The organism is Ruegeria sp. BHSA118, from assembly GCF_059613405.1.
Genome location: NZ_JBXWSM010000003.1, coordinates 40,879 through 64,068, shown reverse-complemented (window position 1 = coordinate 64,068; position 23,190 = coordinate 40,879). Strand labels below are relative to the sequence as shown.

Here is a 23,190-nt window from a genome sequence, read left to right as displayed (position 1 = left end):
CGCTGCAATCAAACCAGAAAGGACCGGCGAAATGCGCGTCTATTACGATCGCGATTGCGATATCAACCTGATCAAAGACAAGAAAGTGGCTATCCTGGGCTATGGCTCGCAAGGCCACGCCCACGCGCTGAACCTGCGCGATTCAGGCGCAAAGAACCTGGTCATCGCCCTGCGCGAAGGCTCGCCCTCGGCCAAGAAAGCCGAAGCGGAAGGTCTGCAAGTGATGGGTATTGCCGAAGCGGCTGCCTGGTGTGACGTCATCATGTTCACCATGCCCGACGAGCTTCAGGCCGAGACCTACAAAAAATACGTCCACGACAACATCAAGCCGGGCGCGGCCATCGCCTTTGCCCACGGCCTGAACGTACATTTCGGCCTGATCGAGCCGAAAGAAGGTGTCGACGTCATCATGATGGCCCCCAAGGGCCCCGGCCATACCGTGCGCGGCGAATACACCAAAGGCGGCGGCGTGCCCTGCCTGGTCGCTGTCCACAACGATGCAACCGGCAAGGCGCTGGAAATCGGCTTGTCCTACTGCTCGGCCATCGGTGGCGGGCGCTCGGGCATCATCGAAACCAACTTCCGTGAAGAATGTGAAACCGACCTGTTCGGCGAACAAGCCGTTCTGTGCGGCGGTCTGGTCGAACTGATCCGCTGCGGCTTTGAAACTCTGGTCGAAGCCGGTTACGCCCCTGAAATGGCCTATTTCGAGTGCCTTCACGAAGTGAAACTGATCGTTGACCTGATCTACGAAGGCGGCATCGCCAACATGGATTACTCGATCTCGAACACCGCTGAGTACGGCCAGTATGTCACCGGCCCGCGCATCCTGAAATACGACGAGACCAAAGCCCGCATGAAAGCGGTTCTGGACGACATCCAGCAGGGTAAATTCGTTCGTGACTTCATGCTGGAAAACGCCGTTGGCCAGCCGACCATCAAAGCGTCGCGCCGTGCCAACGACGAGCATATGATCGAAGAAACCGGCGCCAAGCTGCGCGGCATGATGCCGTGGATCTCGGCCGGCAAAATGGTCGACAAAGAAAAGAACTAAATAGGGCGGAAGCCTGTCACAGGGCGGCCCAATTGGCCGCCCTTTTCGTTTGCACAAAGGTCCGGCAAGGCACATAAACATCCGGTCAGGTTTAATTTTTTTTGGCGCACCCGCGCGTTCCAACAGGACAATCAATGGTTCAACAGCCGACAAGACAGGACTGGAGCGGCGTCTTCACGTTGGGCCTGATCTGGGGCGCGACCTTCATGGTCGTCGCCATGGCACTTGAAGAGTATGGCCCGATCACTGTTGCCACCTCACGAACCACTCTGGGCGCTGTTACCCTGCTGCTGATGATGAGGGTGACCGGTCGCGAGCTGCCGGTTCTGACACCAGCGCTGAGTGTTTCGATTGTCCTTATTGGCGTGCTGTCTACCGCCGTGCCATTCATGTTGCTAAGCTGGGGGCAGCAATTTGTGCCATCTGCCTTTGCGGGGCTGTCCATGGCTGCGATTCCGCTGATGGTGTTGCCGCTTGCGCATTTTTTCTCGGATGAACCACTGAACCTGCGCCGATTTCTGGGGGTGTGCCTTGGGTTTTCAGGCGCATTGGTTCTGATCGGCCCCGGCCTTGCACAATTGGGCCAGGGGGCAGAACCCGTTGCGCAACTTGCCTGCATCACGGCAGCGCTGTGTTACGCAAGCTCATCCGTGCTGACGCGTCGCTGCCCGCCGGTAGACCCTTTGGTACTGGCCGCTCTGACGCTGGTTGTCGGGGCCGTGATTCTTCTGCCCATAATGCTGGTCACCGAGGGACTGCCGACCTGGCAAGGCCCACGCCCGACAATCGCCCTGATCGTTCTGGGATTGCTGCCAACCGCGTTTGCCACCCTTCTGCGCGTTTCGATCACCCGCAGCGCCGGGTCGGTTTTCCTGACTTTGGTGAATTACCAGGTGCCGATCTGGTCAATGGTGTTCGGCGCATGGATCCTGTCCGAGGCCCTTCCCCTGCGCTTTTTCATCGCTTTGGCGCTGATCCTGACCGGCATGGCCATCAGCCAGTGGTTCAGCCTGCGAAAGGTATTGTTCGGGCACTAACTTGTGGCGGCTTCGACCTCTGCCACGATGCTGTCGACAACTTGGGTCAGCAACCCATCGTCTTCGCATTCAGCCATCACGCGGATCAGCGGCTCGGTGCCGGATTTGCGGATCAACAACCGGCCCTGCCCGTTCAGTCGCGCCTCGGCATCGGCGATGGCCGCCTGAACACTTTGAACCTCCAACGGTGTTTGATCGCTGGAATAGCGCACATTCTTCAGCAACTGCGGAACGGTTTCGAACTGCTTGGACAGATCAGATGCCTTGCGCCCCGACAGAACCATTTCCGCCAGAAAATGCAGCCCTGCCATCAACCCATCACCGGTTGTGGCATAATCGCTCATCACGATATGGCCGGACTGTTCCCCACCAAGGTTGAACCCACCTTCACGCATCCGTTCGACCACATAGCGATCGCCGACGGCTGTTCGCTCGAGGCGCAAACCCTGCGCTGTCAGATGGCGTTCCAGACCCAGGTTGGACATGACGGTCGCGACCAGAGCGTCGCCCTTCAACTGGCCCGATTTCTTCCATGCCGTCGCCAGCAAAGCCATAAGCTGATCGCCGTCAGCCACCTGGCCGGTTTCGTCGACCACAACCACCCTGTCCGCGTCGCCGTCCAGACATATGCCCACGTCGGCGCCATGCGCGACAACGGTTTCTGCGGCCAGTTGTGGCTTGGTCGATCCGCAGTTGAGGTTGATGTTCTTGCCGTTGGGCGCGATTCCCACGGGAATCACGTCTGCGCCCAGCTCCCACAGAACCTCCGGCGCGGTGCGGTGGGCTGCGCCGTTTGCACAATCGATCACCACCTTCAAACCATCCAGACTGACGTTCCGCGGCAACGACGATTTCACACGTTCGCCATAGCGGAACCGTGCGTCATCGACCCGGCGCGCCCGGCCGATATTCTGCGCCTGGGCTGGCCTGACGCCTTCGTCGATCAGCCTTTCGATCTCGACCTCGGCCTGATCGGACAGTTTATAGCCGTCCGGCCCAAAGAACTTGATCCCGTTGTCTTCGGCAGGGTTATGGCTGGCCGAGATCATGACGCCTAGATCAGCCCTCATGGACCGCGTCATGAGGCCAACGGCGGGTGTCGGAACGGGCCCCAGCAGCAGCACGTTCATTCCGGTGGACGTCAATCCGGCCGTCAGCGCGTTTTCCAGCATATAGCCGGACAAACGCGTATCCTTGCCAATGACAACCCGGTGCACCCCTGTCGCGTCGCGTCGGAAATACCGCCCGACCGCGGCCCCGATGCGCAACGCCATCTCTGCCGTCATCGGATGCGTGTTGGCGGTGCCCCGCACCCCGTCGGTTCCGAACAGCTTGCGCATAGGTGTCACTCCGTGATTTGCCGTGCGACCGGATTACCGGACAGCAGCCCATAGGCGCAAGGCCTGAGAGGTCTCGGCCACGTCATGAACGCGGATGATCTGCACGCCCTGAGACAATCCCGCCAGAGCCACCGCGATTGATCCCGGCGCGCGGGCAGTCTTGCAAGGCTCTTTTCCGATGGTGCCAATAAAGCCCTTGCGCGACACGCCCAGCAGGATCGGGCAGCCCAAGCCGTGGAACAGGCTGAGATTGCGCAAAAGGGTCAGGTTGTGATCCTCGGTCTTCCCAAACCCGATCCCGGGATCCACAACGATCTGATCGCGGCTCAGGCCAAGACGCTCCAGCAACGCAATCTGGCCTTCGAGAAAATCGTAAACACCCAGCAATACGTTGTCGTATTGCGGATTGATCTGCATCGTCGCCGGATCACCCTGCATGTGCATGACACAGACAGGCACACCCTGCGCGGCACAGAACGGTGCCAATGCCGGATCGAAGGTGAAGCCCGAGACGTCGTTGACCAACCCCGCCCCGGCCGCGCAGGCGGCCTTGGCGACATCGACCTTTCGTGTATCGATGGAAATCAAAGCGCCTGTTTCCGACCGGATCGCTTCGATCAACGGGCGGGTTCGCGCGATCTCTTCCCCGGCCGGGACAAAATCCGCACCCGGACGGGTGGACTCTCCGCCGATATCCAGAATCGTGGCACCATGCGCCACCATATTCACCGCAGCCACGCGAGCCGCATCTACCGAGCTGTGAACACCACCATCCGAGAAACTGTCCGGCGTGGCATTCAGAATCCCCATGATATGAGGCACCTGCATATCAAGGCCCGCCACGTCAGCCCGCGGTTGGATCAAACGGCTCAGGTGATCTGACGGAACGTCCGAGGCCGCGACGATTTCAGGTTCAGATCCGCGCCGCAGGGCCTCGACATGGGTGAACCAAAGGGGTTGCCCCGCCAGCGGCACAGCGCCTGCGGGACGGGTCGCTCCATGCTGGACCAGTGGTCTGAAATAGGTTCTCACAGCTGGGCCTGATCCACCGCAACAGCGCGCAAGGGCGTTTTGGGTTCCGTCGGCAATGCGCCGCCGATCACCATCATTTCGCTCGCTTCGAAGGTCGCCGCGAACCATGCAGCCAGTGCCACGGCATCCGACGGGGCGGCTGACGGGCCGTCAACGGCGTCCAGTACGATCTTGGATGGCGCCCAGACACAGATCTGGCCATTTTTCATCGCCCAATCCAATTCGGTCCGCGTTGAGACCACCACACAGCGATGATCCCGTGCCGCCAGAACCCAGGCATTCTGTTCAATTGCCAACAGGTCAATTCGGCGTTGCGTCATCGCATGACCCGTTTGCGGAGCGGCCAGTTCAGACGCTCCGACACACAGGATCAGCGGGCGCTGACGGTTCTCCAACTGATCGATCCAACCCTTCAGGTTTTCCGAGGCGATGGCGTCATTCGACAGGAAGACAAGGCGGGGATGCGGGCGTTCTTCTTCGGTCACCTCATGATGGACCGAGTCTTTTCCGCGCACGATCTCAACCCCCAACGCACCCGGGCCCCGATCCAGTTTTTCGATGCGAACAAAAACCCTTACAGCCTGAGGTTCAAGCAGGATGCGTTCCGCAACGCGTTCGGCCAATGTCTCAAGCAGGTTCAGGCGTTCGGCCGCCAGCTCATAGGCGATGGATTCCGTTACGCGGTCATATGACAGGATGCGATCCACATCATCATCAATCGGGTCCGTCAGAGGCCGGACTTCGACGACGATATTAAAACAGATCCGCTGGGTTGTTCCCCGCTCGGCCTGGAAGGCACCGATTTCGACTTCGACGATATGGTCGCGCAACGAGATACGATCCAACGGCCCCCGAGGAGACGTCGCCTCGGACCGTTCGGACGGGTGTGCGAATGCCAGACGGATTTCAGAACTCATGGGTCAGGCCTTTTCGGGCTCGTTGCATAGTTTGCCTACTATAGGCGTCGCGAGGGCCTATAGCATTCAAACAAGCGCCATTCCAACCGCCGAATGCGGCGTCACGAAATCCGAAACCAGCTCATCATCCCGGAAGCAGCATGCCCAAGCATATGACAATGCAGCAACCAATTCCCGGGGTTGTCCGCGATCAATGCGATTTGGCGCGTCTGTCCCCGCCCGACCAGAACGGTATCACGCCACGGGCCAAGAGAACCATCGTCCATAATCAGCCGGAAGTGATGCCCGTGCAGATGCATTGCGTGCGGAAATGCGGTTTCATTCACGAACTCGATCCTGTGCAAACTGCCGACGGCCGCATCCAGAAACGGATCTTCGGGGCGCTCAGCGTAACCGTTCAGCGCCCAGAATTTGCCCAACTGCGCCAGCTCGCGGCCTGACAGTTCCGTTTCACCCAGCCGGGCGCTTTCCAGCCAGCGCATTGCGCCACCTTGAAGAACCATCTGGTGCAATGGAGCGGATGAGATATCCTTAATGACTGGCAAAGGGTTGGGCGGCAGCGCTGCCATGCCTTGTCGCGGCGCAGGTGCGAGAGGTTCGTCGACATCGAACCGAACGATGCCAAAGGCACCGTCGCGTTCAACACTCACCAGACTTGCCGTATCACCCGCAGCCACGACATCCACAACAAGATCGATGCGTTGTGCAGGGGCGATTGGGAAAGCCCCCGACAATGGGATCGGTGTTTCCAGTGGCATACCGTCAAGGGCGACGATCCATCCTGACAACCCATCGAGATTCAGGTCAAAAATCCGCGCGTTGGAGGCGTTGATCAGGCGTAGCCGGAGACGGTCGTTCCGTCGCGCCTGAACGCGCGGGTCAAGGGATCCGTTGACAGTGATGATATTTCCCAGTCGGCCAGCGTGGCTGAGATCATGGCCATTGTCAAAATCATCCGTGATCTGGGCGGTTTCCGGATCAAGCCGCCAGTCGTCCAGCATCAGCACCAGATCCTGATCCACATCGGGGGCCACGGCTTCTTCGACAATCAGCGGCCCGTAAAGCCCGCGCGCAACCTGTTCCATCGACTGGTTATGCGCATGGTACCAATAGGTCCCTGCATCAGGAACGACAAAGGAGTAATCAAAGCTTGCGCCCGTCTCGACCGCGTCCTGCGTCAGGCCGGGCACGCCGTCCATGGCGTTTTCAATGCGAATGCCGTGCCAATGGACTGACGTGGCTTGCGGAAGCTGGTTCATCAAGGTGCGCTGGATGCGGTCGCCCTGCCTGACGCGCAGTTCAACGCCGGGAACAGACCCGTCATATGTCCAGACTGCCGTTTCAGGATAACTTGCCGGCGCGATCGGGTGTTTGGCTACACGCGCATTAAGCGGTGCAAAACCCGCGCTGGCCACACGCGGCATCAGCAATGCTGCGGCGGCGGATTGCAAAAGGTGTCTGCGGTTCAAAATCATCACGGGCCTCCTGGCCCGCAATATAGGATGCAACCTGCCCCACGCCAGCAAGCTTCCAGCGCGGGTGCGTCAATCAGTTGCTCGCTGTCCGATAGTTGTGGCGGTAGAAAATGTGCACGCCGATTTTCGCCGTCTGTTTATAGACCCGCGACCAGGATGGGCGAACCGATGTCGTGTGATAGTGCGTCGCCCCTTCGGTCAACTCATCCGCCACACCATCAATGGCTGCCCGCGCGACTTTTGCCACACGCTCATACGCCGTTTTCTCGTGGATGACCTCTTTGCGGCCATCACAGGTGTATGTGAATTGGCACTGGTATTTCTTGCCGGTCCCCTGATGGATCACTCCGCACAGAGAATCCGGGAAACGGCTGCTTTTGACCCGGTTCAGGATCACTTCGGCAACCGCGAACTGGCCGCGCACGCTTTCGCCGCGCGCCTCGAAGTACAGGGCTTCGGACAGGCATTTCCAGTTTTCACCACCCGAGGCCTTTGGTTGCTGGTCAAGCCAGTCTTTGGAGAAGGACACTTCGACAGGTTCAGCAGCCTTGCGGGGCTGGAACAGCTTGAAATAGTCCCGGAAACTTTGCGCCGGCAGCTCACTGCGGGCGACAAGTTCTTTCTTTGCAGTATCAATTGCTTCCCTCTCGGCGAAGGACGCACTCGGCAGCACGGTTGCCGCCATTGTGGCAACAGCCATTATGTAACGTAGCATCAGATAACCTCGCACAGGCACATCACGCGCCATACCCTCCCCCGGCGGGCGCGACGAGGCATCTAACGCAATCCTGCGCAAAGGTCCAGTATCCTGAAAAAAGCAAGTGGAAAATTGCCCGTGGCGAAAATATTATTCGCCTACGAGTGACCGAATAACCCACTAATCCTTGGGGTTCAGCGCGGTGTCAACCCCCAAGTCTGGAGGAAATCGCCAGTTGAGCGGCAGCCAGCCGAGCGACCGGAACCCGGAACGGTGAACACGAAACATAGTCGAACCCCAAATCCCTGCAAATGGCGATTGATTCGGGGTTCCCGCCGTGTTCGCCACAGACCGAAAGGGTCACATCCGGTTTCGCGGCACGCCCACGTTCCGCCCCGAGTTTCAGCAATTCCCCGACCCCATCCGGATCAAGAACGTGGAACGGATCTTCGCCAAAGACTCCCTGCCGAACATAGGCGGACATGAATCGGCCGGCATCGTCGCGGGACAGACCATAAGTCATCTGCGTCAGGTCGTTTGTACCAAAACTCATGAAGGCCGTCTGCGGCGCGATCTCTTCCGCGCGCAGACAGGCGCGTGGCGTTTCGACCATGACGCCCAGCCGATATTCGAACTTCTGCCCCCGTTCAGATTCAACGGCGGCGGCGACCGAGTCGATGCGGGATTTGACCAGTTCAACTTCGCGCTTGGCAGATACCAGCGGGATCATCACTTCGGGCACCACCGGGGCACCGTTTTTTCTGGCCTCAAGCGTGGCTTCGAAAATCGCGCGCGCCTGCATGTCGTAAATCTCGGGCACGGTAACACCCAGACGAACGCCGCGCAGGCCCAGCATTGGGTTGTATTCGGTCATCGCCTCAACCCGGCGTTCGACGTCGGACACGGGCAGGTCCAGCGCCTCGGCCAGTTCCCGTTGCCCAGTGCGCGTTGTCGGCAGGAATTCATGCAAGGGTGGATCGAACAGGCGGATGCAGACAGGCTGGCCTTCCATGATCCTGAACAGCTGAACAAAATCCTCGCGCTGCATCGGAAGCAGGCGTTCCAGCACCGCCGCCCTGCCCGCCGAGGTTTGCGCAAAGATCATTTCGCGCATCACGATCAGACGGCCGGGATCAAAGAACATATGTTCTGTCCGGCACAGACCGATCCCCTGAGCCTGAAAATTCCGAGCTGTCTGCGCGTCAGCCGGTGTGTCGGCATTGGCGCGGATGTCGATGTCACGCTCAGCATCGGCCCAGCCCATCAGCGTCTGGAAACAGTCATCCAACGCGGCCTCGAGCATGGCGGGCTGACCGGCCAGCACCTGACCCGAGCTGCCGTCGATGGTGACAATATCGCCGGTTTTAAATACCCGCCCATCCGGTGCGGTCAGCATCTTGTCTTTCGTCTGAAACCGCATTTCCGAGGCCCCGACGATACAGGGCAGACCCAATCCGCGCCCGATTACGGCCGCGTGGCTGGTCATGCCGCCCTTTTCCGTCAGAACTGCAACGGCGGCGTGCATCCCGCGCACATCCTCGGGCGAGGTTTCCCGGCGCACCAGAACACATGCCTCGCCACGAGCGGCACTGGCCTGTGCTTCAGCCGAGGTGAACACGATCTTGCCGGTCGAGGCACCGGGGCTGGCACCAATGGCCGTGGTCAGCACATCGCGGCGTGCATCAGGGTGGACCTGACGGTGTAAAAGTTCGTTCAGCGCGTGCGGGTCGACACGCATCACCGCCTCTTGCGGCGGTATGATACCGTCTTCGGCAAGACGTACGGCAACGCGCATGGCCGCGCGGGCCGATCGCTGCACCCGGACGCCATCCAGAATATGCACGTTGCCGTTTTGAATGACGAATTCGACCTGCATCTCTTCGCGCAGTTTCTCGCGCATCAGGGCGGCATGCGTTTTGACATCGGCAAAAGCTTTGGGTGCGACCTCTTCCAGCGAGGGGCCGCGTGGGTCTTTTTCCAGAAACAGGGCCGCCACATCTTTGCCCAGCGCATCGCGCCCCTGGCTCTGGCTTAGGTAGCGACCGGTGATCTGTGGCATTCCGGTGGTCGAGTTGACCAGTTGAAGCACGCCTGATCCGCATTCACCCTGCCCGACCCCCGGGATCATCTCTTGAATGACAAGCCCAAGACCCGCATCTGCCGGGGCACCCTTGGCCTGCCGCAGCAAGCGCGCGGACGTCCCATCCCATGCACGTGCCATCGAGCGCAGAACGCCGATCAGCTGTTCGCCCCTGTCCTGCGGAAAGACCTCGTCGGTTTCATCCTCGTAGGCGCGCAGCGAATGGCGCAGCCCTTCGCGGCCATCAGCGTCGATGTCATCGAACACATCCGCATCCAGCCGCGCCACGTGGATCGCATAGCTTTGAACGAACCTCAGATACAGGGCTGCGGCGGCCTCGGCCCCCATGGTGTCGGACAGGTCGACATAGCGCGCGTCGTTCATTCCGATATTGAGAACCGCGCCGGGACCGCCCCAATCGGGGTCTTCCGAACTGGGCCGGACGCATAGCAACGAGGTCGGATCGAACTGTTCGAGGATCGCCGCAATATCCAGGGTTGTCCCTTCCGCGATCTGGTGAACGGCATCAAATGACAACGCAACGGTCCGGGGCACCGGCAGGTCCAGCCGGACCAGCCGTTGCAGACATTTGGCCCGCCCGCCATGTGTATGGGCGGTGACAGGCGCGTCGGATGTGATGAGCGTCGTATTCGGATTATTCTGCACTGCAGCACCTTTTGGTTTGCGTGCAGCATAAGCGCTTGCGCCCTTCACGCAAGTGCGTTGTGGGCGCGCCTGCCAGCGCGCCCGGTCGTTTACCCTTCGATCCGGGTCAGATCGGCCACGCTGGAACAAACCTGCCGGATCTGGCTGAGCAAGTTCAGCCGGTTGCGGCGGATCACGTCATTGTCGGTGTTGACCTGTACGTCCTCAAAGAACGCATCCACCGGGCCGCGCAGCCCCGCCATGGCGGCCATGGCCGTGGGGAAATCTTCGGATTTCAGCGCGGGTTCGATTTGCGCCTGTGCTGCATCCAAGGCCGCAAACAATGCCTTTTCGCTGTCGGTTTCAGCGAATTTCACATCCGCACCGTAGGAATATTCCACCCCATCCTTTTCCTCGGCCTGGGTCAGGATGTTGTTGGCGCGCTTGAAACCCTGCACAAGGTTCTCGCCATCCTCGGTCGCGATCACCGCGTTCAGCGCGCGGGCGCGTTTGACCAGCAGATTGAGGTCGTCATTGCCGTCCATCGCGATACAGGCATCGATGACGTCATGGCGGATGCCCTCGTCACGCAGAAAGACTTTGAGGCGGTCGTGGAAGAAGGAGAGGAGGTCGTCGGACGTATCGGGAACCTTTTTTTCCAATCTTAGGAAATCGCCGTTCGGCATCTCAGCCAGCTTTTCCTTGACCGTCTGGAACGCCGCGCCAAAGACGCCATGGTCTGCGATTTCAGCCAACAACGCATTGATATCACCAGACATCAGCGCATCATTCGCAGCACTTTCTGCGCGCACCAGCTGGCTGTCAAAATACCGATCCAGCGTCAGACGCAGGTTGTTATTCAACACCAGGCGAATGACCCCCAAGGCCGCACGACGCAGCGCGAACGGGTCCTTCGACCCGGTGGGCTTTTCGTCGATCGCCCAGAACCCTGCCAGAGTATCAAGTTTGTCCGCAAGCGCCACGGCGACCGACAGGGATGCCGCAGGTACATCATCCGACGGCCCCAGCGGCGAATAATGCTCTTGCGCAACAGCAGCCACAGCAGCGTCTTCGCCAGCGGCTTCGATGTAATACCGACCCATAAGTCCCTGAAGTTCAGGGAATTCATAGACCATTTCCGAGCTGAGGTCGGCCTTGGCCAGGCGCGCGGCTTTTTCTGCCTGATCGGCATCGGCTCCGGTCACTGGCGCCAGTTCGCGGGCCAGCGCGGCGATGCGCCCAATCCGGTCGGCTTGCGTTCCCAGTTTGTTGTGGAAGGTGACGTTTTCCAGCGCACGGGTCCATTGTGCAATGTCTGATTTCGCGATGCGCAGGTCATTTTCCCAAAAGAACTTGGCATCGGCCAGACGGGCCGACAGCACTTTCTGATTGCCCGCCAGAATAGTCGCGCCATTGTCAGCGGTTTCGCGGTTCGCAACAGTGACGAACCGTTCAATCCGGCCCGTTTTGGGATTGCGGACCGAGAAGAACTTTTGGTGTTCTTTCATCGAGGTTTGCAGCACCTCGGGCGGCAGGTCGAGGAATTCGTCGTCGATCCGCCCCATCAGGACAACCGGCCATTCGACCAGACCGGCGACCTCGGCCAGCAGGCCCTTGTCTTCGACCAGTTCAAGACCAGCGGCAAAAGCCATGTTCTGCGCATCATTCCAGATGTGCTGGGCGCGTTCCTCGGGGGAAAGAACCACGAAAGCCCGCTTTAGCTTGGCCGCGTAATCGTCGAAAGACGTGACCGAAAAGCGGTTGGGCGCCATGAAGCGGTGACCTGCTGTGGTGTCGCCGGACGAAATGCCGTCGACATCCATTGGCACGACCTGCGCCCCGGCCTCATCCGTCAGAATGCACAGGATCGAATGCAGCGGACGCACCCAGCGCAAGCTGCCACTGCCCCAGCGCATGGATTTTGGCCAAGGGAAATTGCGGATGGTGGTTTCGAGCACTTCGGCAATGATCTCGGCGGCCGGACGGCCCGGTTTTTCGATGGTGGCGAAGTAAACGGCGCCCTTGGGTGTCTCACGCTCTTCCAGTTGGTCGCGGGTCAGGCCCGCGCCGCGCAGGAAACCTTCGATTGCCTTGTCGGGCGCGCCGACCTTTGGACCCTTGCGTTCTTCCCGGAATGTCGGGCTTTGCGCCAGCAGCCCTTCGACCGCCAGCGTCAGGCGGCGGGGCGTGGTCAGGGCGGCTGCGTTTGCATAGGTCAGACCGGCCTCGACCAGGCCATCGGTAATCCGCTTTTTCAGATCCTCACCGGCACGGGTTTGCATCCGCGCAGGAATTTCTTCGGAAAACAGTTCGATCAGCAGGTCGGGCATAGTCGGTCCTTAGAAGTTCACAATCGTCTGAATGACGATGGCATTGGCGATATCCACAAAGAAGGCGGATACAAGGGGCAGCACGATAAAGGCAATAGGAGACGGCCCATATCGCTTGGTTACAGCCGTCATATTTGCAATCGCCGTGGGTGTGGCGCCCAGGGCAAAGCCTCCGAAGCCGGCTGCCAGCACCGCTCCGCGATAATTCGAGCCCATCAGGGGAAACAGCACCCAAATCACGAAGACGACCGTAAACACCGTTTGCGCCGTCATGATCACGGCAATTGCCACACCCAGTTCCGCGATGGTCCACAACTGCAAGCTCATCAGTGACATTGCCAGAAAGGCACCAAGCGCAAATTCAGACAGCAATGCCAACGACGGTGTACGTGCAACCGGCGGCGCGGACGGAGCGACGGCCGCTCGGACATTCGAGATCACGATGCCCATGATCAGACAGGGCACAAACAGCGGCAGTTTCAGCCCCGCTGCCGAAATCGCCTCGCCCAGCGCATAACCCAGAATAATCGCAAGGTTCAGATGCAGCAGCACGCGCATGATTGTCACATGGTCAATTTCGGTGGCTGCGGTCGTTTCTTCCGGCAGTCCGACCGTATGTTCTTCGTCAGGTCGGTCCGGCGACAGGCCTTGTGTTTCCACCAGAAGGCGGGCGATGGGGCCACCCACCAGCGCTGCAAGTACCAGTCCGAGCGTCGCGACAGCAACGCCAAGTTCAGTTGCACCGTCCAGACCCGTTGCGCTGGCAACTTCGGGTGCCCATGCGATTGCGGTTCCGTGTCCACCAATCAACGCGGCCGAACCGAACAGAACGCCAGCTTGCACCGGATAGCCAAACAAGGCAGCCCCTGCCGCGCCGATAACGTTCTGCGCTACAATCGTAACAAGCGTCAAAATCAGCAGAATCAACAAAGGCTTACCACCGGCAATCAAGTCTGAAAGCCGCGCGTTCAGTCCGATCCCGGCAAAGAACAGAACCAGCAGAGCGTCCCGGGTCTGCAACTCGAATGACAGCTCTACATTGGCACCAAGATACAGAAGCAGGACCACGAGCGAGGCCAAAAGGCCGCCCGTGACCGGTTCAGGAATATTGAACTGTCTCAGAACTGCGACTTTGCTGTTGATCCGGGCACCCAACAAATACACCGCAAACCCCAGAGTTGCAGTAATGAAGTCCGGGATCAAAACGGCATCAGCCATGGTTTTCCTCAGTTTTCAGGGCGTTTCGGGCACTCCTCACCCACCACCGTACCGTCATAGGCTTTTTCACCGCAATTGTTCAACGCGTGCCAGACATATCCCTTGCCATCCCTGGTAATCGCCACGATCCGGTCGACGCCGAAATGGATGTTCTTCTCACTCAAAAACGCCTGCGCCTGACCTGATTTCAACGCGTCGCCCAGCGACACGGCGTCGTAACAGTCAAACCATCCCGGCGCGGTCAAGGGTTCGGGGTTTTCGACAGGAATAAATCCGGCCATCTGATCCGGCTTCAGATCCGTTTCAAAACAGCCGCGGTAGCGGATCGGAGAACTGTCTGCATCGATCGCCTGAAAGTCTGAATAGGCGATCGGGACAGGCGCATCGCTTTGGTCCGTCATAAGGACCACGTCCTGGCCGGGCTGCGGTTCGACCTCGTAGTAGAAACCGTAAATCTGCAAATAGTACATTCCGGCCCCGGCCACCAAGGCCGACAACAACAGAACAATTGCCAGCAGTTTTCCCGTCATGTTTCAGGCTGCCTCTTTCAAGTTCTTGTAAAATAGGACAGGTTTCGTCCGGGTACAGGCATCAATGAGGTCAACACCATGGAATCCACCTTTGCCGTCGGATTTTTCGGCGCATTGTTTGCGATCATGAACCCGGTCACCAACCTGCCGGTGTTTCTGAGCGTCACTCAGGACCTGCCTGCCGCCGACCAGCGCAAGATTGCGGTGAAGACGGTGATCTATTGCCTGATCCTTGGCGGTGCCTTTGCGTTGGTCGGAAGTCAGGCGCTTGGCCTTTTTGGCATCAGCGTCAATCACCTGCGCGTCGCCGGTGGCCTGGTCGTCATGATGATCGGCCTCAACATGCTGAACGGAAACGAAAGCACCTCTCATCACGGAACAAAGGGAGAGAAGGAAGCTTACCCCGAAACCGATACGGTGGCCTTTTACCCGCTGGCCTTTCCCATTCTGGTGGGCCCCGGCACGATAACCACCCTGATCCTGTACGCACATCAGGTTAAAACTGCGGTAGAGGCCTTTGTTTTTGCAGGAGTGTTTCTTGTCGTGGTTGGCCTGCTTCTGATCACGTTCTGGAACGCCGCCTGGCTGGCTGAACGCCTGTCCAGCAACGCGCGCGTGATCATGAGCCGCTTCATGGGGATGATCCTTGCCGCCATTGCCGTCAGCATGATCGCAGACGGGCTCAAAGCGCTTTTGCCCGGGCTGGCCTGATTGCCTCATCAGGCCTGAAACCCGGCGGCCTCGGTCTGCACGAACGCATCCGCACATTGTTTGGCCAACGCCCGGACGCGCCCGATATAGGCCTGCCGTTCCGTCACCGAGATCACGCCCCGCGCGTCCAGCAGGTTGAAGATGTGACTGGCCTTGATGCATTGATCATAGGCCGGGTGCGCCATGATGATGCGTTTGCCCGTTTTCGGGTCCACATGCTCCTGGTTCAGGATCGCGGCGCACTCGGCTTCGGCCTCTTCGAAGTGGCGCAGCAGAACCTCGGTGTCGGCCACGTCAAAGTTCCAGCGGGCGTATTCCTCTTCGGTCTGTTTGAAGATGTCGCCATAGGTCAAAGGACCGGGGGATTGCGGATCGTTGAACGGCATGTCCATCACATGATCGATACCCAGCACATACATGGCCAGTCGCTCGAGCCCATAGGTCAGCTCGCCCGAGACAGGCGCGCAGTCATGGCCTCCGACCTGCTGGAAATAGGTGAACTGGCTGACTTCCATTCCGTCACACCAAACCTCCCAGCCAAGCCCCCACGCGCCGAGTGTCGGGCTTTCCCAGTCGTCTTCGACAAAGCGGATATCATGCAGATCCATGTCGATGCCGATGGCCTGAAGACTGCCCAGATACAGCTCCTGCAAATCCGGCGGGCTGGGTTTGATCAGCACCTGATACTGGTAGTAATGCTGAAGCCGGTTGGGGTTTTCGCCATAACGCCCGTCCGTGGGGCGGCGCGACGGCTGAACATAGGCTGCGGCCCATGCCTTGGACCCCAGCGCCCGCAAAGTGGTTGCGGGATGGAACGTCCCCGCCCCGACCTCCATGTCATAGGGTTGCAGAATCGCACAGCCTTTCGAGGCCCAGTAGGACTGAAGCCTGAGGATGATTTCCTGAAATGAACGCGGTGCGCTGGTCGGTTCGGTCATGACATTCCCTCTGGGCGCCTCTGCGCCCGGTTCCGGTCGGTTTTGCCCTTCCTATGCAAGGGGCAAAGGGGCGTCAACGGGGCTTGGGGCCAAGCCTGTATCTGCGGTGCCACACCACAAATTCCCCGCATTCGCGGCATGGCGTTTCGCAAATGAATTCGCGTATTCTGCGTCAAAGCATGAACACTGCATAAGACGGGCAGACTATGACACGCGTATTTTCAGCAATCCTATTGTTTCTTCTGGTCGGCCTGCGCGCCGCAACCGCACAACAAGATCCCGGCGTCTGGGTCCAGGTCGAGGCCCAGCCCTCGCTGCGCGAAGCGCAGGAACGGGCACAGGCCTATGCCGGTGCTTTGCCGGACGTGAACGGGTTTCGCCTGAACAGCGGCTGGTACGCGATCGTGATCGGCCCCTATGCGCGGACCGACGCCGAACAGGTGCTGCGCGTCTATCGCGCCGAAGGCCAGATCCCGCGCGACAGTTACATCGCGTTTTCCAGCGCGATGGGGCAACAATTCTGGCCCATCGGGGCAAACGTTCTGAACCGTGGCACCGTCGCGGCACCAATTGAACAGGCGGCACAACCGGAAGAGGCTCCGGCGGTCGCCACACCACAGGATTCGGATGAAACCCGTGCGCAGGCACTTCAGTCCGAACGTCTGTTGACCGCGCGGGAACGCAAGGATCTGCAAACGGCTCTGCGCGCGGCGGGGTTTTACAACTCGACCATCGATGGTGCGTTCGGGCAAGGTACCCGCCGTTCGATGAGCGATTGGCAGCGCTATAACGGGTTTGACGCCACGGGCGTTCTGACGACGTTGCAGCGCAAGGCCCTGATGGATGACTACAACGCGCCGCTGATCTCTGTCGGAATGGATCGGTATTCCGACGACAAGACCGGGATCGTGCTCGACATGCCTCTGGGCGCTGTCAGCCTTGATCGCTATGAGGCCCCCTTCGCACATTTCAAAAGCAACTCTGACCTGAACGCCAAGGCGCTTCTGATCAGCCAGGAGGGGGACAAGAACACGCTCCGCGCGCTGTACGAGGTGATGCAATCGCTTGAGATCGTTCCGCTGAATGGCCCTCGTGAACTGGGCCGCGACCGGTTTACCCTTGAAGGGCGCGGCAACGGCATGGTGTCTTTTACGCAAGCGCAACTGGCGGATGGAAAAATCAAGGGCTTCACCCTTGTCTGGCCCGAAGGGGACGAGGCACGTCGCCTGCGAGTTCTGTCAGCGATGACATCCAGCTTCAGCACGACGGATGCGGTTCTGGGTGCCGCCGCCGGTGCATCCGCAGAACAGCGCATCGATCTGGTGTCGGGCCTTCAGGTCCGCAAACCCCGACTGACGCGCTCTGGCTTTTTCGCGGATCAGAACGGGACAGTACTGACGGTTTCCGAGGCCGCAGACAGCTGCACGCGGATCACGCTGGATGGCGATCACGAGGTTCAACTGGCCCTGACAGACCCTGAACTTGGCGTGGCGGTCCTGCGCCCTGCAAAAACGCTCGCCCCCATGAGCGTAGCCGCGTTCAGTGCGGCCAAGCCGCGGATCAAGTCAGAGGTGGCCGTGTCCGGCTTTTCCTATCAGGGCGCGTTGGGTGGCCCCACCCTGACCTACGGGCAGGTCGCGGACATTCGTGGGCTGAACGGTGAGACCGGCGTCAAACGTCTGGCGCTGAACGCTCAACCCGGCGATGCAGGCGGCCCCGTCTTCAACGACAGCGGCAACGTCGTCGGAATGTTGTTGCCGACACCTTCCGAAGGGCGCACCCTGCCCGCTTCGGTCAGCCTTGCGGCTACCGTTGATCGGTTGACCGAAATTCTTGCAGAGGCCGGAGTGTCCGGTCAGTCGAGCGAAGAAACCATACAGATATCACCCAATGAGCTGAACCGGCGCGCAACCGGCATGACGGTTCTGGTTCACTGCTGGGATTGATCCGACAGCACCACAACAAAAAAGCGCCGCATGAAAGTGCGGCGCTTTTTCGTTACAGAATGTCAGGTGTCACGTGGATCAAGGTAGGCACAGGCGCATCGAATGCGGCCCTTACTGCACTTTGCATCTCTGCCATATTCGAAGGCGCTGAAGAGCGCGCACCGAAGGCTTGGGCAAGTTTGCAGAAATCGGGATTGTGCGCCATGACCGCGTTGGGCGCGATCTGACTGCGCACCATACTGTCCTCGATTTCCTTCAGTTTTCCATTGTCCCATAGAATGATCGGAAGCGACAAGCCCAACTCAACCGCCACGCCCAGTTCCTGCATTGTGTAATGGAACCCGTAATCCCCGGCGATAACCGCCGTGGGTTTGCCGCGCCGGGCAACCGCCCCGCCAATACCGGCGGGCAACCCATAGCCAAGGGTGCCAAACCCCGTCGGATGATGCCAGTGATGAGGATAGGCCATGTCCCATACCTCTTTGGCGACATAAGCAAACTGCGTCATGTCCGAATAGATCATGGTGTCGGCCGGCATGACCGCGCGCAAAGCCTCCGCGATCGGCACGATTCCCGGCCGCTCTGCATCCACCTCGGCACGCCAGCGAGCGCGCATCTCGGCGACTTCCTCAGGTGACCAGCCTGTTGCCGGTTTCATGTCCTGGGTTGCGTGCCACAAGGCGCGGGCAAAGCTCTGGCTGTCGACTTGCAGCTTGATGGCGGCGCGGTGGCGATCCGACAGAACCTCGGGGTCGAGGTCGACGCGTATCAGGGGCGCCTTGTGCCCCAAATCCTGCCGCCACAAATCGACCTCGCCCAGCTCGGCCCCGACCGCTATGACCAAATCCGCCGACGCGATTACCTCAGCGCTGCCGGGACGTGGCAACATGGACCCGAAATCAAGCGGATAGTTTGCGCTCGGCAGACCGCGCCCGGCATAGGTGGTAAAGCAGGCCGCCCCCAGCTGTGTTAAAATCTGCCGCCAATCATTCGACCTGCATCCGCCACCCAGGATGAACAGCGGCCTGCGGGCCAGGTTCAACATGGACACGACCGATGACACGTCAGGCGGCAAGGCTTTGGTGCGCAAAGCGGGCTGGTTGGGGAACGGCGCCGGGTCGACCTCGGCCTGCAACTGCGCGATGGGCACCTGAATGTGCTTGGGTCGCGGGCGCGAAAGTTCGAATTCTTCGAACGCCCGTTCTATCAGCCCATAGGCAGCTTCGGCGGAGTTGGCCTGTACAGACCAATCCGCAACCGTACCGGCGGCGGCACGTTGATCTTTCATCTGGTGCAACTGGCCGCGCAGGGCCTGTGTTTCATCAAGGCAGGACGACACCACCAGCATCGGCACCGAGTCGCTGAAGGCCTGCCCGATTGGCGTCATGATGTTGCACAGGCCGGGTCCGGTGATCACAAAAGCGACCCCCGGCTTGCCGGTTGCGCGGGCATACCCATCGGCCATGAACCCCGCCCCCTGTTCGTGCCGGGCCAGAACATGTTGGATGCCAGCCTCTTCGATACCGCGGTACATTTCCTGATTATGGACACCGGGAATGCCGAATATCACATCCACGCCACGATCCTTGAGCATATGCGAGATTTGCGCGCCAAGGGGTCTTTTCATCAGCCTCTCCAGAATTGAACGGTGAAGATCGCATATACGGCCAAAAGCTCGAGCCGCCCGGCCAGCATCCCAAAGGTCAGCAGCCACTTGGCCGTATCGTTGAGACCTGCGAAATTGCCCGCCGGTCCGATCTGATCGCCGAGACCCGGTCCGACGTTGGCCAGCGCCGTCGCGGCCCCGGATACGGATGTGACGAAATCCAGACCTGTCAGCGCCAACGCCCAGGACAACACCCCCATCGACAAAACGAAGAACATGAAAAAGCTCATCACCGATGTCAGAACGTCCCGCCCGACCGGCCTTCCATCATAGAGCGGCATGAACACGCCATGCGGGGACCGGATCCGTTTGATCTGGCTTTTGATCGAGGCGAACAGCAACTGATAGCGGAAAATCTTGATCGAACATGCGGTCGATCCTGCGCAGCCGCCAATCAGGCCGATCAGGAAGAACATCATGATCGGAAAGCTGCCCCAGCCCATGTAATCGACACTGGCATAGCCGGTACCCGAGATGATCGAGGTGATGTTGAACAATGACTCGCGGAACGCCTGTTCCCAGTGATGCGGAAAGACCGAGGTCAGAAAGACTGACATGATGACAACCAGAACCAGAATGGTCGCCAGAAATGCCCGGATTTGACTGTCATTCCAAAAGGACGCCGTATGACCATTGGCCAATTGGACATAGCGCACAAAGGGCAGAGCCGCCAGAATCATGAAGACGGATGCAGCATATTCGGCCGGGCCTGAAAATGTTCCAAACGAGGCATCATAGTTCGAGAAACCACCCGTGGACACCGTCGTGAAAGCATGCACCAACGCGTCAAAAAAACTCATCCCCAATGCGGCATAGACCAGCACGCATACGAGTGTCAGGAAGACGTAGATCAGGGAAATCTGCCCCGCAATCTCCTGTGCGCGAGGCAGGATTTTCCCCATGGTCTCAAACCCTTCCGAACGGAAGATTTGCATGCCACCAACCCGCAATTCCGGTAGGAACACCATCGCAACAACGATAATGCCGATGCCCCCCAGCCATTGCAGGATACCGCGCCATAACAAAAGCCCCTGCGGTAGCGTGTCCAACCCTGATATCACGGTCGAACCGGTCGTCGTAAGGCCTGACATCGCCTCGAAATAGGCATCGACAAAGCGCAGTTCGGTTTCACCGAACAGAAACGGAATTGCCCCGAAGACGGGCAGCGCAACCCAGACCCCCGCCGTCAACAAAAAGGTCTGCCGGATGGTCAGACCCTCGCCCACGCCGTTGGAGCAGCTCATCGCAAGAACGGATCCGGTCAGCATCGTGATTATCGCGCTTTCCAGAAACACATTCCATTCGCCGCGACCTTCGATAATGTCCGCGAGCATAGGCAGCAGCATGGTCGCCCCAAGAATGGCGACCAGCAAGCCAATCACATATCCGACCGGGCGAAGATCCATCATGACGCGCAGGGTTGGCGTGCCAACCCGACCGTGTCAAGCAGATGATCCCGGTTTACCTGTCAGTTTTTGACATCTGTTCCGGGCATCACAGGCGGTTTGGACGGGGCGCGTGATTTTCGCGCCTGCGGTTTGCGCAGTTCCGTCGCCGGGGCTGGTTTCGCCTGCACCTTGGCCGGGGCAGGATCGGCCTGTGTCGGCCTGACCTGCGCTGCCTGAACAGGCGCCGGTGTCGCAGGGGCGGGCTTGGGCGTTACGGGCGACACGCTTTCGGTCGCAGGTGTCGCCGCGGATTCAACAGGTTTTACTGCTTTTTCATCACTAACCGCTGGTGTCGGTTTGGCTGCCGCCGGGGGTGCCGCCTTGGGCCGCGGGCTGGCTGAAAACTCGACCGGTTTGGCCGCCGGCTTGGCCGGTGCAGGTTTGCGGGCCAGCTTTTTCTTGGGCGTTGATGATTTCACCGGTACGCGTTTCGTGCGCGCCACGGCAGGTTTGGGTTTGGCCGCCGGTTTTTCCGCCGGAGCTTCCACCACTGGACCCGGTGCTGATGCTGCCAGATGCAGGGCGTGGACCGGCACCATCGGCAGTTCAAGCGCCGAACGGGTCATGATCTGTGCAATCTTGATCTGGTTGACGATCGCATAGCCAGCCATGCGTATAGCCGCGGCCTGAAGCTCCAGCGGTTGGGTAATCGGATTCATTCCATAGATCTCCTGTAAAAACGATGCAGCCAGAAGAGTGAGGGTAAAGCGCCCTGCCCGCTCGGGTGGTCCGGGCGGAGGTTGGGGTCTTGCAGTCCAAGGCGTCTCACGTCTCGGCTTCCTTTCGGGTGACACACCATTGAGCGCGCCGGTGTGCCGAAGCTGCATTCCCCGTCAGGATACAGGAGTTTTTCGCGCAATTGCAGCATTTTTGCTGCGCTGCGGCGAATGAGCGCCGATCAGGTAAATCTCTGATTAAATTCTAGCCACTTACCCGAGACGTTCAGCCAACGTGAAACAGGGTCGTGAACAGTTTCGGGTCAAGGCTGGACGCGGCGAAGGTTGGGCCTTCGGTTAGAATCGACACGGCGTCATGGCTGTGCAGGCTTTCCTGATGGCTTGCGACAACGCGAAAATCGCCGACGTGATGATCTGCCAGCAACTCGGCACAAAACAGGCGCGCGGCATCTTCGACGAAGATCGGATTGGCTGCGTTCAATTCGGCGAAAGCCTGTTCATCTTCGCGTTTCACCATGACCTGCGTTTCCGTCGGAACCGCACGGCGGCACAGCGCAATCAGGTCTTCAAACCACAGGCAATCTGCATCGCAATCCACCACCACGGAAATCCGCGCGACGGAACGTTGCGAATGCGGTGTGGCCAATTGTCCCCGCATGGCACGGGCATGTTCGCTCAGCTCCAAAGAGCACGGACAGGTCGAGGAATAGACATAGTCCAGGTGCATGATCTTCTGGCGCACACCGCCGGATTCCACCAGTTCCAGAGCGATGTCGTAATACTGATATCCTTCCAGACCTGATCTCAGGCTCTTGATCTTGTCGGGGTAGGAAAACCGCATCTGGATGCGCGCGTCGAAGCTGTCCAGATCGGTCATATAGTCGTCAAGCGCCGCCTGCATGACTTCAAAGCTGAAAGTACGCTCGGCATGTTTATAAAATGACCGCATGATCCGGGACATGTTGATGCCCTTTTTCTCGGCCTCAAGGCTGACGGTGCCCGTAATGGACGTCTCGAGCGTCAGGTCTTCCCCATCTTTCCGGTGGAAACGGATCGGCAGGCGAAAGTTCGAAATGCCAACATGCTGAATCTGCTGTTTGGCACCACGTATCAAGCTGGACGGGCCGTTTTGCAAGTCGGGCAATGACGCGCGGTAATCCGCGTCAACCGAGAAACCCTCCGGATACGCGCGCGACAGCGAAGGATAGTTCACCTGCGTCAGGCCGGGCACCAGCCGCGCAATAGCCGGATCCAGCTGGCTGATCTCGGATGCCGTCGCAGATTCCGCCCATTGCCGCAGAACCTTCAGGGCCTCGGCGGCTTGTTCCTGATCCGGGGTCTCATCAATGTCGCGCGGGTGAATGTTCATCGGCTGCGGTTCCTCGATTGGTCGTAGGAATATATACGACTACAGGTGATTTACCAGTTTAACCCAATACGCAGGCAATA

Annotated in this window: 18 protein-coding genes; 4 read left to right on the top strand and 14 right to left on the bottom strand. The window is 59.4% G+C overall.

Annotated elements, in window-relative coordinates; all coding sequences use genetic code 11:
• The first annotated feature begins 31 nt into the window (after nucleotides 1-31).
• Both ilvC and AC2FNN_RS01800 read left to right on the top strand, forming a co-directional pair.
• The gene (ilvC, locus tag AC2FNN_RS01805) at nucleotides 32-1,054 is read left to right on the top strand and encodes a ketol-acid reductoisomerase (RefSeq protein ID WP_480570502.1); all 1,023 of its coding nucleotides are present in this window, start codon (nucleotides 32-34) and stop codon (nucleotides 1,052-1,054) included.
• A gap of 134 nt (nucleotides 1,055-1,188) precedes the next feature.
• Nucleotides 1,189-2,091, top strand: a complete 903-nt coding sequence (locus tag AC2FNN_RS01800; RefSeq protein ID WP_496756187.1) for a DMT family transporter — start codon at nucleotides 1,189-1,191, stop codon at nucleotides 2,089-2,091.
• On the opposite strand, the gene glmM is transcribed toward AC2FNN_RS01800, so the two are convergent.
• From glmM to AC2FNN_RS01755, 9 genes are all read right to left on the bottom strand, one after another.
• Nucleotides 2,088-3,431, bottom strand: a complete 1,344-nt coding sequence (gene glmM / locus AC2FNN_RS01795; RefSeq protein ID WP_496756186.1) for a phosphoglucosamine mutase — start codon at nucleotides 3,429-3,431, stop codon at nucleotides 2,088-2,090. The genes AC2FNN_RS01800 and glmM overlap by 4 nt on opposite strands.
• Nucleotides 3,432-3,464: 33 nt before the next feature.
• Nucleotides 3,465-4,463, bottom strand: coding sequence for a dihydropteroate synthase (gene folP / locus AC2FNN_RS01790; protein WP_496756185.1), 999 nt, complete (start codon nucleotides 4,461-4,463; stop codon nucleotides 3,465-3,467).
• Nucleotides 4,460-5,380: a dihydroneopterin aldolase gene (locus tag AC2FNN_RS01785; RefSeq protein ID WP_496756184.1), complete on the bottom strand. Its 921-nt coding sequence runs from the start codon at nucleotides 5,378-5,380 to the stop codon at nucleotides 4,460-4,462. Before AC2FNN_RS01785 ends, folP begins: the two co-directional genes overlap by 4 nt.
• A 101-nt stretch (nucleotides 5,381-5,481) precedes the next feature.
• The gene (locus AC2FNN_RS01780; protein ID WP_496756183.1) at nucleotides 5,482-6,855 is read right to left on the bottom strand and encodes a multicopper oxidase family protein; all 1,374 of its coding nucleotides are present in this window, start codon (nucleotides 6,853-6,855) and stop codon (nucleotides 5,482-5,484) included.
• A 73-nt stretch (nucleotides 6,856-6,928) separates the two neighbouring features.
• The gene (locus AC2FNN_RS01775) at nucleotides 6,929-7,570 is read right to left on the bottom strand and encodes a cell wall hydrolase (RefSeq protein ID WP_171723483.1); all 642 of its coding nucleotides are present in this window, start codon (nucleotides 7,568-7,570) and stop codon (nucleotides 6,929-6,931) included.
• 187 nt (nucleotides 7,571-7,757) lie between these two features.
• The gene (locus AC2FNN_RS01770) at nucleotides 7,758-10,298 is read right to left on the bottom strand and encodes a putative PEP-binding protein (RefSeq protein WP_496756182.1); all 2,541 of its coding nucleotides are present in this window, start codon (nucleotides 10,296-10,298) and stop codon (nucleotides 7,758-7,760) included.
• Nucleotides 10,299-10,387: 89 nt separating this feature from the next.
• On the bottom strand, nucleotides 10,388-12,607 hold the full coding sequence (gene glyS / locus AC2FNN_RS01765; protein WP_496756181.1) for a glycine--tRNA ligase subunit beta: 2,220 nt from the start codon (nucleotides 12,605-12,607) through the stop codon (nucleotides 10,388-10,390).
• A gap of 9 nt (nucleotides 12,608-12,616) precedes the next feature.
• Nucleotides 12,617-13,825: a sodium/glutamate symporter gene (gene gltS, locus AC2FNN_RS01760; RefSeq protein WP_496756180.1), complete on the bottom strand. Its 1,209-nt coding sequence runs from the start codon at nucleotides 13,823-13,825 to the stop codon at nucleotides 12,617-12,619.
• Nucleotides 13,826-13,833: 8 nt separating this feature from the next.
• Complete coding sequence (locus tag AC2FNN_RS01755) at nucleotides 13,834-14,355, bottom strand: DUF6446 family protein (protein WP_496756179.1); 522 nt, start codon at nucleotides 14,353-14,355, stop codon at nucleotides 13,834-13,836.
• 78 nt (nucleotides 14,356-14,433) lie between these two features.
• Between AC2FNN_RS01755 and AC2FNN_RS01750 the strand changes: the two genes are divergently transcribed.
• A complete protein-coding gene (locus AC2FNN_RS01750; RefSeq protein ID WP_496756177.1) occupies nucleotides 14,434-15,066 on the top strand; it encodes a MarC family protein in 633 nt (210 codons plus the stop codon).
• Nucleotides 15,067-15,074: 8 nt separating this feature from the next.
• On the opposite strand, the gene AC2FNN_RS01745 is transcribed toward AC2FNN_RS01750, so the two are convergent.
• Entirely contained in the window at nucleotides 15,075-16,004 is a 930-nt protein-coding gene (locus tag AC2FNN_RS01745) for a glycine--tRNA ligase subunit alpha (protein WP_496756176.1), read from the bottom strand.
• 206 nt (nucleotides 16,005-16,210) lie between these two features.
• Here AC2FNN_RS01745 and AC2FNN_RS01740 point away from each other — a divergent pair, with 206 nt between their 5' ends.
• The gene (locus tag AC2FNN_RS01740) at nucleotides 16,211-17,950 is read left to right on the top strand and encodes a serine protease (protein ID WP_496756174.1); all 1,740 of its coding nucleotides are present in this window, start codon (nucleotides 16,211-16,213) and stop codon (nucleotides 17,948-17,950) included.
• Nucleotides 17,951-18,002: 52 nt separating this feature from the next.
• Here the strand turns inward: AC2FNN_RS01740 and AC2FNN_RS01735 are convergent, their stop codons facing one another.
• From AC2FNN_RS01735 to folE2, 4 genes are all read right to left on the bottom strand, one after another.
• Complete coding sequence (locus AC2FNN_RS01735; protein ID WP_496756173.1) at nucleotides 18,003-19,577, bottom strand: 5-guanidino-2-oxopentanoate decarboxylase; 1,575 nt, start codon at nucleotides 19,575-19,577, stop codon at nucleotides 18,003-18,005.
• Nucleotides 19,577-21,025 carry a TrkH family potassium uptake protein gene (locus AC2FNN_RS01730; RefSeq protein WP_496756172.1) on the bottom strand — a complete coding sequence of 483 codons (1,449 nt, stop codon included), beginning with the start codon at nucleotides 21,023-21,025 and terminating at the stop codon, nucleotides 19,577-19,579. The genes AC2FNN_RS01735 and AC2FNN_RS01730 overlap by 1 nt, the downstream gene beginning before the upstream one ends.
• 59 nt (nucleotides 21,026-21,084) lie before the next feature.
• Nucleotides 21,085-21,723, bottom strand: a complete 639-nt coding sequence (locus AC2FNN_RS01725) for a hypothetical protein (RefSeq protein ID WP_480919426.1) — start codon at nucleotides 21,721-21,723, stop codon at nucleotides 21,085-21,087.
• 283 nt (nucleotides 21,724-22,006) lie between these two features.
• Nucleotides 22,007-23,110 carry a GTP cyclohydrolase FolE2 gene (gene folE2 / locus AC2FNN_RS01720; protein WP_496756171.1) on the bottom strand — a complete coding sequence of 368 codons (1,104 nt, stop codon included), beginning with the start codon at nucleotides 23,108-23,110 and terminating at the stop codon, nucleotides 22,007-22,009.
• Between the last annotated feature and the right edge of the window lie 80 nt (nucleotides 23,111-23,190).